This is a genomic window from uncultured Tenacibaculum sp., from assembly GCF_947494125.1.
In the GTDB taxonomy this organism is placed as follows: domain Bacteria; phylum Bacteroidota; class Bacteroidia; order Flavobacteriales; family Flavobacteriaceae; genus Polaribacter.
Genome location: NZ_CANLTU010000014.1, coordinates 20,964 through 36,266 on the forward strand (window position 1 = coordinate 20,964; position 15,303 = coordinate 36,266).

At 28.0% G+C, this 15,303-nt stretch carries 11 protein-coding genes; 5 read left to right on the top strand and 6 right to left on the bottom strand.

What is annotated here, in order from left to right:
* Window positions 1-25: 25 nt before the first annotated feature.
* From Q0881_RS15865 to Q0881_RS15875, 3 genes are all read right to left on the bottom strand, one after another.
* The gene (locus Q0881_RS15865; RefSeq protein ID WP_299162402.1) at window positions 26-4,345 is read right to left on the bottom strand and encodes a CusA/CzcA family heavy metal efflux RND transporter; all 4,320 of its coding nucleotides are present in this window, start codon (window positions 4,343-4,345) and stop codon (window positions 26-28) included.
* Between the two features lie 125 nt (window positions 4,346-4,470).
* Window positions 4,471-4,812 (bottom strand): hypothetical protein, encoded by a 342-nt coding sequence (locus tag Q0881_RS15870; RefSeq protein WP_299162404.1) that lies wholly within the window; start codon window positions 4,810-4,812, stop codon window positions 4,471-4,473.
* A gap of 151 nt (window positions 4,813-4,963) precedes the next feature.
* Window positions 4,964-7,354 (bottom strand): outer membrane beta-barrel family protein, encoded by a 2,391-nt coding sequence (locus tag Q0881_RS15875; protein ID WP_299162406.1) that lies wholly within the window; start codon window positions 7,352-7,354, stop codon window positions 4,964-4,966.
* 143 nt (window positions 7,355-7,497) lie between these two features.
* On the opposite strand from Q0881_RS15875, the gene Q0881_RS15880 reads away from it, so the two are divergent.
* Both Q0881_RS15880 and Q0881_RS15885 read left to right on the top strand, forming a co-directional pair.
* Window positions 7,498-9,198 (top strand): sensor histidine kinase, encoded by a 1,701-nt coding sequence (locus Q0881_RS15880; RefSeq protein WP_299162408.1) that lies wholly within the window; start codon window positions 7,498-7,500, stop codon window positions 9,196-9,198.
* 3 nt (window positions 9,199-9,201) lie between these two features.
* Complete coding sequence (locus tag Q0881_RS15885) at window positions 9,202-9,900, top strand: LytTR family DNA-binding domain-containing protein (protein WP_299162411.1); 699 nt, start codon at window positions 9,202-9,204, stop codon at window positions 9,898-9,900.
* Here Q0881_RS15885 and Q0881_RS15890 read toward each other — a convergent pair.
* Window positions 9,889-10,278, bottom strand: coding sequence for a hotdog domain-containing protein (locus tag Q0881_RS15890; RefSeq protein WP_299162414.1), 390 nt, complete (start codon window positions 10,276-10,278; stop codon window positions 9,889-9,891). The two genes, Q0881_RS15885 and Q0881_RS15890, sit on opposite strands and share 12 nt — an antisense overlap.
* A 65-nt stretch (window positions 10,279-10,343) precedes the next feature.
* Window positions 10,344-12,362: a VWA domain-containing protein gene (locus Q0881_RS15895; protein ID WP_299162416.1), complete on the bottom strand. Its 2,019-nt coding sequence runs from the start codon at window positions 12,360-12,362 to the stop codon at window positions 10,344-10,346.
* 130 nt (window positions 12,363-12,492) lie between these two features.
* Between Q0881_RS15895 and Q0881_RS15900 the strand changes: the two genes are divergently transcribed.
* A complete protein-coding gene (locus Q0881_RS15900) occupies window positions 12,493-12,831 on the top strand; it encodes a hypothetical protein (RefSeq protein WP_299162418.1) in 339 nt (112 codons plus the stop codon).
* Here the strand turns inward: Q0881_RS15900 and Q0881_RS15905 are convergent.
* Complete coding sequence (locus Q0881_RS15905) at window positions 12,821-13,219, bottom strand: group III truncated hemoglobin (RefSeq protein ID WP_299162420.1); 399 nt, start codon at window positions 13,217-13,219, stop codon at window positions 12,821-12,823. The genes Q0881_RS15900 and Q0881_RS15905 overlap by 11 nt on opposite strands.
* A 69-nt stretch (window positions 13,220-13,288) precedes the next feature.
* Here Q0881_RS15905 and Q0881_RS15910 point away from each other — a divergent pair, with 69 nt between their 5' ends.
* The gene (locus Q0881_RS15910; protein ID WP_299162423.1) at window positions 13,289-13,885 is read left to right on the top strand and encodes a Crp/Fnr family transcriptional regulator; all 597 of its coding nucleotides are present in this window, start codon (window positions 13,289-13,291) and stop codon (window positions 13,883-13,885) included.
* 71 nt (window positions 13,886-13,956) lie between these two features.
* Window positions 13,957-15,300 (top strand): adenylosuccinate lyase, encoded by a 1,344-nt coding sequence (gene purB / locus Q0881_RS15915; protein WP_299162426.1) that lies wholly within the window; start codon window positions 13,957-13,959, stop codon window positions 15,298-15,300.
* Window positions 15,301-15,303: the final 3 nt, after the last annotated feature.

A 15,303-nucleotide genomic window follows, 5' to 3' on the forward strand; every position in this document is an offset into this window, starting at 1 on the left:
TTTTAAATACTTAAAAGTCTATATGTTAATTCCTATTTTCTGTATAAAACTCGTAAGCTATTACAGTTTGATTGTAATTATTTATTAGTGATAAATAATTTTGCATTACCTGAAAATATGCATTAAAACTTTGATTATATTGATATGCATCTATCTCTCCAGATTTATATGCTAATTCCAACTTTTTAATAAATTTTTCCGCTTGTTTTTTCGTTTTATCTATACTTAACAGTTCGCTTTTTAAATACTTAATTTGATTTTGTAAGCTTTTAAAATTATTTTGAATTGCTATTCTTTTAGATTCATTTTCAAATGCTACTTCTTCTTTAATTATCTTTTGTTGCTTAATTTTAGCATTATTTGACCAAAAAGATAATGGAATATTTAAACCTATATTAAATCCTGTATAGTCATTATTACCTCCTGTTTTTCTATTAATAATTCCTGCTTTTAATTCTGGAAAATAAGTTGATTTTATTGCTAGCACACTTCTTTCTGCAACTATATTACTTTTTTCTAAGGCCTTTAAAAAGGTTTCTGAAAGTGTATCTTTGATTATTAAAACTTCCTTTTTATTTGGAAATTTACTCACTGGAATTATAGCTTCCTTTAATTGCAATAATTCTTTTAACTCATTTTCCACTTTAAGGAAATCTTTATATACTTTACTTTTTTGAGATTGAACTCCTAAAGATTGTATGGCAGTTAAATCATTTTCTAAACCTCCAATTTCTCCTGATTTATATAGCTTTTCTGCTATATTCTTTATCTGGCTCGTATTTTCTTGCTGTTCTTCCATTAAAGAGATCAATCCAAATAAATAATTCCACTGTTGGTATAGCTTCTTTACTTTCCTTTGAGTTTCTTTTTTTGAAATATCTCTTAAAGAATTTGCTAAAACTACTTTAGATTTTGCTAACTTTTTTCTCTGTATGTGAGATAGTATTGATCCAAAATTTTGATTTATAGCCCATTCTTTTTCTGATAATCCAGGTGCAACTCCTACATCTTGATATTGTACCGATGTTGGTTTTATAATAATAGCTCCTGAAACTAAAGTTTCTTTTTTCTCTATATTTAAAGCTGCCTTTTTTAATAAAACATCTTTCTTTAAAGCTAAATTTATTACTTCTTTCTCTGATAATTTCCTCGGCATTTCTTGCGCTTGTGCTACTGAAATACTAAAAAGAAAAACAAGAACTGTAATACTTTTTGAAAGAATTTCTTTCTTTGTTTTAACAGTTTCAAACAGCATATATAATACTGGTAAAATTAATAATGTTAATAAAGTTGCAGATATTAAACCTCCTATAACCACTGTAGCCAAAGGCTTTTGAACTTCTGCTCCTGCCGATGATGAAATTGCCATTGGTAAAAAACCTAAAGATGCTACGGCTGCTGTCATAATTACTGGTCTTAAACGAATTGATGTTCCTTTTTTAACTATTTCTTTTAAATTAGTTATGCCTTCTTTTTTTAAACGATTAAACTCGGCAATCAATACAATACCATTTAATACAGCTACACCAAATAAGGCTATAAACCCAATTCCTGCTGATATTGAAAATGGCATATCTCGTAACCACAACGCAAATATTCCTCCTATTGCTGACATTGGAATTGCTGTAAAAATTAAAATACTTTGCTTTATTGATTTAAACGTTATGTATAATAATAGAAATATTAATAATAAAGCTACTGGTACTGCTATTCCAAGACGAGCGCGGGCTTCTTCTAAATTTTTAAACGTTCCTCCGTATGTAATATAGTACCCTGGATCAAATTGGATTTCATTATTTACTTTCTGCTTTAATTCAGCAACAATACTGGCAACATCACGTCCACGTACATTAAACCCTACAGTAATTCTACGTTTAGCATCATCACGTTGTATTTGATTTGGTCCTGTTTTAAAATCAACATTGGCTACATTTGCTAGCGGTATTTGAGCTCCGTTTGGCGTTGTTATATATAGTTTACGGATATCTTCTATATTAGCTCTATTCTTTTTTGCTAAGCGAACTACTAAATCAAAACGCTTTTCACCTTCATAAACAGAACCTGCATTTTGACCTGCAAATGCTGCATTTATAGCTGTATTTACATCAGATATATTTAATCCATAATACGCTAATTGGCTTCTATTATAATCTATTACAATTTGCTTAAGCCCTGTCATTTTCTCTACATACAAATCTTCTGCTCCTTCAACTTTTGGAATAATCTTACTCAGTTCATTTCCATATTTTACTAATTTATCTAAATCTTCTCCATAAATTTTTAAAACTACATCTTGCCTTGCTCCTGTCATTAACTCATTAAAACGCATTTGAATAGGTTGTTGAAATCCAAATGAAACCCCCAACATATTGTCTTCTAATATTTTTTGCATTTTAGTAGTCAACTCATTTTTAGTTTCTGCTTTTGTCCACTTATCCTTATCTTTTAAAATAATTATAATATCTGAAGCTTCAATTGGCATTGGATCTGTAGGTATTTCTGAGGAACCTATTCTACTTACTATTTGCTCTATTTCATCTGGAAATTCTTTCAGTAATAATTCTGATGATTTATTAGAAACTTCTACTGTATAGGATAATGAACTCCCTGTAGAAACAATGGTTTGTACTGCTAAATCTCCTTCATCTAATGATGGTATAAATTCTGATCCCATTTTTGAAAAAGTAAACAGACTCAATCCAAAAATTAATATGGCTCCAACAACAACTTTCTTTTGATTACCAAGTACAAATTCTAACAAAGGTGTATACCCTCTTTGTATTGTTTCAATAATTTTATCGGAAATATTCTTCTTATTGTTAATGGTCTTTTTAAGAAACAATGCACTCATCATAGGTACGTAGCTTAACGACAAAAGGAAAGCTCCTAAAATTGCAAAACTTACTGTCATAGCCATAGGTTTAAACATTTTTCCTTCTATACCTACTAATGCTAAAATTGGTAAATACACAATTAGAATAATGATTTCTCCAAAAGCTGCACTGGTTCTAATTTTTGATGCAGAATTATATACTTCTTCATCCATTTCTTCTTGTGAAAGCTTTACTCCTGACTTTTTCAATCCTAAATAATGCAAAGTAGCTTCTACAATTATTACAGAGCCATCTACAATAATTCCAAAATCTATAGCTCCTAAACTCATTAGGTTACCAGAAACGCCAAAAACGTTCATTAAGCTTATAGCAAATAGCATTGCTAATGGAATTACTGATGCTACAATTAACCCCGCTCTTAAATTTCCTAATAGTAATACTAGTATAAAAATTACAATTAATGCTCCTTCTACAAGATTTGTTGCTACTGTTTTAATAGCTTTATCTACTAATTTTGTTCTATCTAAAAATGGCCTTATTGCGACACCTTCTGGTAAGCTTTTTTCTATTTGAACTATTCGTTCTTTTACATCTTTAATTACCTTTGATGAATTTGCTCCTTTTAGCATCATTACAATTCCTCCAACTACTTCTCCATCGGCATTTCTTGTCATTGCTCCATAACGAACTGCATGTCCTAATTGTACTTTTCCTATGTCTTTAATTAAAATAGGTGTGCCATTTTCAGTATTTTTTACTACTATATTTCTTATATCCTCAGGTGTTTTTATTAACCCTTGACTTCGAATAAAATAGGCTTTAGGATTTTTATCTATGTAGGCTCCTCCAGTATTTTGGTTGTTATTTTCTAAAGCTTTAAAAACTTCATTAATACTTACATTTAATGATTGCAACCTCTCTGGTTGGATGGCTACTTCATATTGTTTTAAAAAACCTCCAAAGCTACTTACATCTGCTACTCCTTCTATTCCTAGTAGTTGTCGACGAACTATCCAATCTTGAATGGAACGTAATTCCATTATTGGGTACAGCTTTTCAAATCCATTTTTAGCATATAAAGTATATTGATATATTTCTCCTAATCCAGTTGTTACCGGCGCCATTTCTGGAGTTCCTACTCCTTCTGGTACTTGATTCTTTGCTTCAACTAAGCGTTCACTTATTTGTTGACGTGCCCAATAAATATCTACTTTATCTTTAAAAACGACTGTTACTACACTTAAACCAAATCGAGAAAAAGATCGTATTTCTTCTATATTTGGAATACTCGACATTGTCATTTCTATTGGAAAAGTAACTAAGCGCTCAATGTCTTGGGCTGACTGTGATGGTGCTGATGTTATTATTTGCACCTGATTGTTGGTTATATCCGGTACTGCATCAATTGGTAATTGTTTTAAGGAATATAATCCCCATCCAATTAATGCGAATACCAAAGCTCCAATAATCAATTTATTTTTAATTGAAAATTTTATGATATTATCTAACATTTTTCATGTATTTAATTCTATTTTAATATGATATATCCCGAATTAACTTTGAAAGTTATCGGTATAACAACATGTAATTCTTGTGTAGACAAGAATTATAAACTGTTAAAATTTAAAATGTAGAATTAAACCCGTGGAGGCTGAAAAAGTTCATCTAAAAAGTTAGATGCATTTAAATGTTTACGAAAAAGTATTTTCTTTTTTACTTGTAATGGTTTTACAAATAAATAATTAAATTCTTTTGTAATAATAGCATTAGATATACCAAGAGAAATACAGTGATGATGATGCTCTTTACTTTTCTCTTCTTCTGTATCATTTTCATGATGAGAATCATGATGTGTACTATCTATTACATCAATATGTGCCTCAGTTAAATCGTCTTCAAAAATAATAGCATCCGCATGTGCTTGTACTGGTGGTACAAACAATAAAAGCGTTAATATTATGATACTAATATTTTTCAAATCAATCTTATAAGATTATATGCAAAGCTATTAAAAAAAAATAATATTTTCTTTTTTTAACTGCTTTTAATAAATTGAAATACGTCTATATATAGAACAACCTGTATTAAAAAATAATACAGGCTGCTGTAATAATTATAAATTACTCTTTTTAATTTCTATTACTTCTTTTTGCATTTCTATTTTTATCAGATGGTTTTTGGTTAAACTTATATACAAAACTCAATGAAAATCTTTGTGCATTTCTACTTCTATCTTGATAGATTGAAAAATTATCGCCTGTAATTTGTTCTCTTGACCTTCTTGTATCAAGTACATTGTAAATATTAAAGATTAAACTTCCTTTATTATTGAACAAACTTTTTTGTAATCCAAAATTTAAATTGGTTATAGGTTTTGTCTTTGTTTGTGCATTACTTTCTTCTCCTTGATGAAAAATTCTTGTTTGAAGCCGTATGGTTTTAGTTGGTCTAATATTCATTGTGAAATTTGTAAACCAAGTATTGTTTGAAAAATCTGCAACTTTATTATTAAGTATTCCTTTTTGTTTAAAAGCGTACATATTAAAATCTCCCGAAAACCTTAACCATTTTAATGGATTGTATGACGCAGATAACTCAGCTCCATATCGCTTTTCATTATCTAAGTTTATAGGTGATTGAATAAAAATGCCTTCATTATTTTGTTTTGTTTCATATTGAAATACATCATTGGTACCTGAATAATAAATAGAAGGATTTAATCTAAATTTATTTCCTCTGTAAATAAGAGATAATTCAATAGCATCTGTATATGATGGATTTAATGCTGGATTTCCTGTAAATCTAGATGTAAAATCTTTTAATTGAAAAAAAGGATTTAATTGCCATAATGATGGTCGACTAATACGTTTACTATAATTTATTTGTCCACTAAAGTTTTCTTTAAACTCATATCCTAATGTAGCTGATGGAAATAAATTTGTATAATTATTTTTTAAGTTTAATGTTGTTTCTGATGCTTGTATATCAATACTTGTATTTTCTAATCTTAATCCTACTTGGTAACTAATTTTTCCCTTTTTAGAATTTAATTGTGCATAACCCGACATTATTTTTTCTTTATAATTTAATTGATTATTTATATTATCAATTACCTCAAACTGTCCATTAATTAATTCTTCAGCTAAGAATTCATTTGTTATTTTTCTATTTTCAAACTTTGCTCCTATTTCAAAATTAGATTGTTTATTTATTGGTGTTTTAAAATCTGTTTGAATTACAATATCATCTGTACTTCCCTTTCCTTTTGTTTGAATGGTTGTTTGAGCAATAGATGTTGTAGGAAATTTTTCATCCGTTTGTAAATGCCAATCTTTTTCACTGTTCCAAAAATCATATTGAAAATCTATTGTTAATTTCTGACCTTTTTTAGCAAATGTTTTCGTGTAATTTGCTTCTAATTGGTTATAATCTCTTTCTTCTTTAGAATTACCTATAGTTTGTAACGATTGTGATAAAACTCCTGAGTTAGAAAAATCATAAAATAAATTTGTTACATCTGTATCTTCTGTTTCATTTCTATAATAAGCTACTGTAATTGTATTTTTATCATTTATATAATAATCTGTACCAAAATAAAATAGTTGTCCATCATCATGTCTATCTTCATCTTCTCTTTGATTTAAAAAAGTTGTGATATTATTTTCTGTAGTTGTTTGTTGTTTAAAATATTCTCCTTCATAATCTGTATATCTAATTCCTATGTTGGTGAAAAAATTAAATTTATTTGCTTTATAATTTAAATTTCCAATAGCTCTAAAATCATCTGGAACACCTGATACTAAACGTACTTGACCATTTAACCCTGTTTTTCTATTCTTTTTAAGTATTATGTTAATAATACCTGCTGAACCTGAAGCATCATATTTTGCTGATGGATTTGTAATAACCTCTATACTTTCAATAACATCTGCGGATAATTGTTCTAATGCTTGCGATTGTGTTAATGCTGAACGTCTTCCGTTTATCATTACTTGTACATTAGCGTTTCCACGTAAACTTACCGTTCCTGTAGGGCTGACATTTACTGATGGCACATTACTTAATACATCTGTTGCTGAACCACTTTGTGAAGTAATATCTTTACCAACTCTGAACACTTTCTTTCCCAATTTTAAAGAGACTTCTGATGTTTCTGCCTTTACCACTATTTCATCAAGTGTTTTTGTATTCTCTTTTAATATTATGCTACCTAAACTTACAATTCTTTGTTCTTTAGTTATTTTAATTTTTCTTTCAATGGTTTCAAAACCTATATATTGAATTTCTAAGTTATAATCTCCTATAAGTATCTTAGAAAAAGTAAATAATCCTTCTTCATCGGTAACAACACCTTCTAAAATTTGTTTAGAAGCGTCTTTTAAAACAACTGTTGCATACGGTAATGTTTCTTTTGAACTATCTACAATTTTACCTGAAATTTTTCCATTACTAGATTGTTTCTGTGCCAATACTGAAATACTAAAAAGCAAACAGATTAATAGGTTTATAAATGTTTTCATATTTTTTGAGTTTTAATTTTCATCAAAAATCAACACAAAATCGTATTCTTATATTTAAAATTATGTAAACTGCTCTAACCATTTGTAAACTGCTCTAAAAACACTTTTATTTCATTTACTTTTACCATAATAAAATAGTATTCATGAATAAAATACTTTACATATCTTTTATACTACTACTTGTTTCATGTAAAAATGAAATAAAACGAGACAAGGCTTTTCTTAAAATTCACGAAAATAGCTCCAAAACATTGTACAAAACTGGAGACAACTCTTCTTGGGCTTTAAAGGATTTTAATGATAGTAATTGGAGTATAAAGAAGACTATTCCTGAAGGAGATAGTATTTTTTGGGCTAGAAAAATACTTAAAACAGTTAAAGCTCCAGATTCATTACAAAAAACGGGTTTAAACATACATACTTTTGGAGCTTATGAAGTATTTTGGGATGGTGTCTTAATAGGACGAAATGGACAGCCTGGAAATGAATTTAACAATAAAAAAACAGGTGGAACAACGGAAACCTTTCTAATCCCAAATAACTTACTTAATGCTGGAAATCATACTATTGCCTTAAGAATGTCTCAATTATATGAAAAGGAATCACCACGTGGAATTTACATATCTGTATATAATTATAAAGAACTAATTACTAATAAATTAAAAGATACCATCTACATAAATATTTTAGCGGGAGCTTTTTTACTTGCAACTATTTACTATTTCTTTTTATATATAAATGATAGAAAACAATATACAATGTTGTTATTTAGTTTGTCTAGTTTTTTATTTTTCCTCTTAATTATTTTAGAGTATATAAAATTTTACATCCCTATTCATTATTCTGATTTTATCTTACGTTTAAAGGCTATTGGTATATTAACTTTACTCATATCGTTTTTAGTTCCCTATTATTTCGCTGTACAGTTTTCTTTTGTTTATCGTAAATGGTTTTTCTTAGCTTATGCCATATTCCAAATTTGGATCTATAATTTTTATTCACATTCATTCGATTATACAGCCTTATATTTAGCCCAAATGATGTGGTTATCTTCTACTTTAATTATATGCTATGCTATATACAAAAAACAAAAAGCTGCTATAGTGGTACTAATTGGACTATTACTCAGTTTTACTGTATATAAAATCTCCATTTACGACGTTAGTTTGTTTGTAAGTTTTGGTATTATTTCTTTGTGTATGTTCTACTTATTATCTGTAAAATTAAAAGAGCAAAGATTAGCTTTTGAGCATTCTATAGCTGAATCTACAAGATTAAAATATGAGTTATTAAAAAAGAAAATACAACCTCATTTTTTAATGAACACCTTAACTTCTTTGATTGATTGGGTTGAAGAAGCTCCAGATAAAGGAGTAGAATTTATTGAAGCTTTAGCTGATGAGTTTGATTTATTAAATCAAGTAGAAAATGAAACATTAATTCCTATCTCTCAAGAAATAAAACTTTGTAAGAGTCACTTAAACATTATGAAATACAGAAAGGAGATTGATTACGTTTGGGAAGATGAAGGTGTTTTAAATGATGATTCTCAGAAGATTCCGCCAGCAGTTATTCATACTCTATTAGAAAATAGTATTACACATTGTTTGCCTCTTAAAAATAACTCAATACGTTTTAAATTAGTTGTAAAAACCAATGAACAACAACAAAGCTACACCTTTATTACTTTTGCTAAAGTTAGGAATTTACAAAAAGAAAGAGCTGACGGAACTGGTTTTAAATATATAAAAGCTCGATTAACCGAAAGTTATAAAAACCGTTGGCATTTTAGTTCAGAATCGACAAAAGATGGATGGAAGAATGTAATTACAATTTTAAATTAGCCTATGAAAATTTTAATTATTGAAGATGAAGCTCGCATCGCTAAAAGAATTGAACGTATGACTAAAGAATTCTTTTTAAACACACTTCAAGAATTAACCTGTGTACATTCTTTGGCTGAAGGCATTGAATATATTCAAAATAACAAACTAGACTTATTATTACTAGATTTAAACCTTAATGGTGAAAGTGGTTTTGAGGTTTTACAAAACAGTGTTTCTGAAGCTTTTCACACTATTATTATATCTGCAAATAAACATCAAGCTTTAACAGCCTTTGAGCATGGTGTTTTAGATTTTGTTCCTAAACCTTTTAATAAAAACAGATTAGAACAAGCTTTCAATAGAATTATAAAAAAAGAAGAAGTTACTACTGAAAACTTGCAATATTTAGCTATTAAAAAACGTACAGGAGTTCAATTAATAGATATCAAAAATGTAAGATATATTAAAGGAGCTGGTGTATATACTGAAGTTTTCTTGACCAACGAACAAAAAGAATTACACGATAAATCTTTAGAAAAACTTTCTCAATTATTACCTGAATCTTTTCAGCGTATCCATAAATCTTATTTAGTAAAAATTACTGAAATTAAAGAAATCATTGTACAAACTGGAAGTAAATATTCCATTGAATTGAATAATGGAGAGATTTTACCTGTTGGTAGAACTAAATATAAAGAATTAAAAAAGTTATTTTTTTAATCTGTCTTTTGCGTATTCTATTTTTGTTTTTCCATGAGCAACAGGAGTGCCTTCTTCATCTAAACTAACCATAATTATTTTATCAATAGCAATAATAGTTTTCTGCGTAATCTTATTACGTACTTCGCAATTTAAAGTAATAGATGATCTTCCAAACTTTACAACTTCTATACCTATTTCTATAATGTCTCCTTGCTTTGCAGAACTTACAAAGTCTATTTCCGACATAAACTTAGTTACTGTTTTTGGAATTTCTAATTGAATAATAGCATATAAAGCAACTTCTTCATCAATCCATTGTAATAAACGACCACCAAACAAAGTTCCATTTGGATTTAAATCTTCTGGTTTTACCCATTTTCTAGTGTGAAATTTCATATATTTTATTTTACTACAAATTTCAATAATTAGGTTTAGTAAACCTATTAAACTCTATTTGTTTTTTATATTTTACCATAGTATTTTCTAATAAACCATTCTATAGATAACAATGCTATAATTAAAAATAAAGCCCATTTCCAATTAATTAAATTTTGCTTTTTGGTAATAGATTTCTGTGTTGTAAAATATGATTTATTTACTGATAATTCTTCCAACAAATCATTGACTTTATTGGCATGAAACAATTTACCATTTGTCTTTAATGCTAAAGAATTAAGTTTTTTATAATTTGCATTTGTAAATTGCTGTTCAACTTGATAATCGGTAACTTTAAACTTTCCGTAACTACTTATATTTTGATTATTAACAGATACTTTATAAGTATAGTCTCCCGAAGATAAACCTTCAACAGATACTTGGTATGAATTACTTACTAATGAAAAAGGAACTGTCTTTTTCTCTTTATTTTTTTCATTTGTAATCGTTAATTGCAATGCAGCTCTATTATCAAACTTAAAATTTTTATCAACATAAAAAGCTGTAATAGAAACGGGTGTATTAGCAGGATACAATCGTTCTGCGTTAACCTCTAATCTTTTTCTTTTTTTGTTTGATGCTAAATATTGTACTAAACTTCCTAAAAACGAGTCAAATTCTTCAAAAGACTGATCTTTTAAAAAACTTGCAGCTCTCCATTTCCAAATTCCTTCACCAAATAGAACTGCATATTTCTCCTCATTATTTTCAATGGTAGTTAATAAAGGCTGCTGCGTTTCAACTCCTGCATATTTTTGGTACAATAAATTTTGTGATTTGTTATTCAATATAACTTCTCCAAATTTATCTCTTAAAGGCGGAAATTCATTAAAACCTATATCTTTTTGTAAAAAAGTTAGAAAATTATCATTATAAATGGCAGCATACTCTTCTATTTGATTAATTGCTTGTTTTCTAATTCCTAGTTCTTGAGAATTTATAAAGTTCCAATCAGTTTTAGTTCCAGAAACTAACAAATAATTTGAAGGTATTTTTTCTAAAATATTTTTAAAATAACTATTAGGCTGATACAATACAAAAAATTGATAATCAGCAATATTAATATTTTTATTACTTACTAAAGCAATATCAGCTTTACGTTGTTTATTACTTTCTATAGATTTTTTTATAGCACCTAAATCAGGATGTAAAAAAGAACTAACAATTAGCACTTTTGTTTGCTCATCTAGTATTTCAACTGAAAAGTTTTTATAATTATTTTTTATATTTTTTTCATTTTCAATTTTACGAATTGATGCCGAATAATATTGCAAGCCTTTTTCTCCTGATAATAGATTCGTAGAAACTGTTTGTGATGGATTTGACGAAGAAAACTGTAATTTCTTTGAAAATACTCTTTTTCCTTTATGCGTAATTGTAAAAACAGAATTTACATTTCCTTTTCCTTGGTAGTACAATAATACTTCTACAGGAAACTTATTTTTTATATAACTATACTTGTTAACATTTAACTGTGAAATTTCTAAATCTTGATATCTTGTTGTATCTCCTATAACAATTGGATAAATGCTATTTTTAGTGTTTGTATACTCATAATCATCTCCATTTGTTTGATTACCATCACTAATTAAAATAGTAGCGTTATTCGCATCTTTATTTAATTGATTAACAGATTCAATCGCTTGTGAAATATCAGTTTGAGTTTCTAAAAAAGATAAACTATCAAGTACAGTAGTTGTTTTTCCAAAAGAAAATAATTGAACATTAAATTTATCTTGTACATTTTTGTTTTCTTCTATATCTTTTAAAATAGTAGTTATTGCAGTCTCTTCTTTAAAATATTTTACAGAAAGAGAATTATCTACTAAAACAGATAAAATTGGTTTCTTATTTTCAATTTCAATGGTTTCTATTTTTGGGTTAATTAGCAATAAAATTAACAGAAACAAGCTTAAAGCTTTTAAAAAGAATAGTAAAACGTGAATTTTAGGTGTTTTTTTCGTTTTATAAAAATATTGAAAAAAAGCAATAGTAACACTTACTAAAATTGCTAAAACTATATATACGAGAGTTAATGATTCCACAAAAATTATTTTAATCTGTGAATATAAAAATATCTATTCAATTAAATTAATCTAATAACTTTTCATTTATGATTTGGGTCATAAATTAATTAATGTTTGGCTACTAATTTTGTAGTAAATATTATTAGGCATGAGTACAACAAAACATTTAACAGTAAGTAATTCAATAAATGCATCTTTAAACTTCAATTTAATAAGCATTATAAACAAAAAAATAGCGCAAGAAAAAGAAAACGCTATTGGTATTTCAGTTATTTTAATAATGATTGGTACTATGATAGCTTCCTTCTCAGCTGCATTAGCTGTACATGGAGAAGTAAATATCCTTCCTTTAGCATTTACTTGTATTTCTGCTATGGGAGCTAATGCAATAGCAATAAGTCAACGAGCATTTAAAACGGTAGCTTGGGCATTTATAATTAATATATTAGGGAATATTTTATTAATTATTTATCAACTTATACTTTAGGTTTAGCTTCAAACATTTTAAAAAAGAGCATGGAAGCAATATTTCGTGCTCTTTCTTTAGCTTCGTGTGCTTTGGTTCCTATAAAAAGATTGTCAATAGTTTCAAACCATAATTGAAGCCACCTGCCAAAATGTTCTTGAGAAATACTATGGTTAAAATTGCTATCAAGATCTTTGTGAGCTTTCATAGGATTCCCTTTAAACTTACGAACAAAGAAAAGGTTAGTTTCCCAAAAATCGGTCAACTTTTGTAAATGACTCTCCCAAGTCTCATTAGGGATCGCTTTTAAAAATATATGGCCTATAAAATCATCTTCTTTAATTTTATCATAAAAAGTTGATACTAATAAATATACATCATCTCTATTTTCTATTTCTTTTCTATTCATCAAAAACTATATATTAATAAGCCGCAAAAGTATATCTTTATGCTGTTGCAATTTATGACTTAAATCATAATGATACCTAAAGAACTTTTACTTAGCTACAACGCTCAATATAAAATCTACAAAAAAGGAGATATTATTTTCTCTGAAAATGAAACGGCTCATTACTATTTTCAAATTAGTAATGGGGCTGTTAAAATGAATAATTATAATGAAGATGGAAAAGAGTTTATTCAAGGTATATTTTACAAAGAACAAAGTTTTGGAGAACCTCCCCTATTTATAGATGTAAAATATCCTGCAAATGCTGAAGCAATATCTGAATCTGAAATTTTAATAATTTCTAAAAAAGATTTATTTAAGTTATTGCAAGAAAACCCTGAAACTCATTTAAAAATAACGCAAAGTTTAGCTAAACGTTTATATTACAAAGCAATTATAGCCTCAGAAATTTCTAGTCAAGAACCAGCTCATAGAGTTTTACGTTTTTTCGATTATTTAAAAAACGATGTGTATAAAATAAAAGGTGATTTTACTTTTAAAGTAGAATATACCCGCCAACAAATTGCCGACACTTTAGGTTTACGAGTAGAAACAGTAATACGAGTTATTAAATTGTTAGAAAAGAGAGGAGCTCTTAAAATCTTAAAACGAAAAGTTTATCGTTAAATTCCTTTCAGATATCCGCTAAATAAAATAAGTATTTTCTATTTTTGTCCCTTACAACACAACAACAAAAAATGAACTTAACACAATTAAATGCCATCTCTCCTATTGATGGTAGGTACCGTAATAAAGTTGCGGATTTAGCTAATTATTTTTCTGAAGAAGCCTTAATTAAATACAGAGTAAAAGTAGAAATAGAGTATTTTATTGCTTTATGTGAAATTCCTTTACCTCAGTTAACTGACTTCAATAAAGATTTATATTCTAATTTACGTGAAATCTACACTTCTTTTTCATCTGACGATGCTCAGAAAATAAAAGATATCGAAGCAGTTACAAATCATGATGTAAAAGCTGTTGAATATTTTATTAAAGAAAAATTTGATAAACTAAGCTTGAATAAATATAAAGAGTTTATCCATTTCGGATTAACATCTCAGGATATAAATAATACTGCCATTCCACTATCTATTAAAGATGCGATGAATGAAGTTTATTATCCAACATTAGATACTTTGGTATGTAAATTAGCAGATTTATCTGAAGAATGGGATCAAATACCAATGTTAGCTCGTACGCATGGGCAACCTGCCTCTCCTACTCGTTTAGGTAAAGAATTTTTTGTATTTGTAGAGCGTATTAACAATCAGGCAATACATATACAACACACACCACATGCAGCAAAATTTGGTGGTGCAACTGGTAATTTCAATGCACACAAAGTAGCATACCCTGATATCGATTGGAAAAATTTTGGAACTCATTTCGTTGAAGAAATTTTAGGTTTACACCATTCATTTCCAACAACACAAATTGAGCATTATGATCATATGGCTGCTTTATATGATGGTTTAAAACGTATAAATACAGTTTTAATTGATTTAGATCGTGATGTGTGGACCTATGTATCAAACGATTATTTTAAACAAAAAATTAAAAAAGGAGAAGTAGGATCTTCAGCAATGCCACATAAAGTTAACCCAATTGATTTTGAAAATTCAGAAGGTAATTTAGGTATTGCAAATGCTATTTTTGAACATTTATCAGCAAAATTACCTGTTTCAAGGTTGCAACGTGATTTAACAGACAGTACTGTTTTACGTAATGTAGGAGTTCCTTTTGGGCATACATTAATTGGTTTTGCGTCAACTTTAAAAGGATTGAACAAGTTATTACTAAATGAAGCTAAGTTTGCTGAAGATTTAGAAAACAATTGGGCTGTAGTTGCTGAAGCAATTCAAACTATTTTACGTCGAGAAGCCTATCCAAATCCATATGAAGCATTAAAAGGCTTAACACGTACCAATGAAAAAATAACACAACAATCAATTGCTAACTTTATTGATACTTTAGAAGTTTCTTCTGAAATAAAAAATGAATTAAAAGCAATTACACCATCTAACTATACAGGAATTTAATTT

What these genes read in the sequence shown, in the direction of transcription:
- Q0881_RS15890 (WP_299162414.1), bottom strand. Translation starts at nt 10,278, where the DNA reads ATGAAATTTCACACTAGAAAATGGGTAAAACCAGAAGATTTAAATCCA.
- Q0881_RS15910 (WP_299162423.1), top strand. Translation starts at nt 13,289, where the DNA reads ATGATACCTAAAGAACTTTTACTTAGCTACAACGCTCAATATAAAATC.
- purB (WP_299162426.1), top strand. Translation starts at nt 13,957, where the DNA reads ATGAACTTAACACAATTAAATGCCATCTCTCCTATTGATGGTAGGTAC.
- Q0881_RS15900 (WP_299162418.1), top strand. Translation starts at nt 12,493, where the DNA reads ATGAGTACAACAAAACATTTAACAGTAAGTAATTCAATAAATGCATCT.
- Q0881_RS15875 (WP_299162406.1), bottom strand. Translation starts at nt 7,354, where the DNA reads ATGAAAACATTTATAAACCTATTAATCTGTTTGCTTTTTAGTATTTCA.
- Q0881_RS15905 (WP_299162420.1), bottom strand. Translation starts at nt 13,219, where the DNA reads ATGAATAGAAAAGAAATAGAAAATAGAGATGATGTATATTTATTAGTA.
- Q0881_RS15865 (WP_299162402.1), bottom strand. Translation starts at nt 4,345, where the DNA reads ATGTTAGATAATATCATAAAATTTTCAATTAAAAATAAATTGATTATT.
- Q0881_RS15885 (WP_299162411.1), top strand. Translation starts at nt 9,202, where the DNA reads ATGAAAATTTTAATTATTGAAGATGAAGCTCGCATCGCTAAAAGAATT.
- Q0881_RS15880 (WP_299162408.1), top strand. Translation starts at nt 7,498, where the DNA reads ATGAATAAAATACTTTACATATCTTTTATACTACTACTTGTTTCATGT.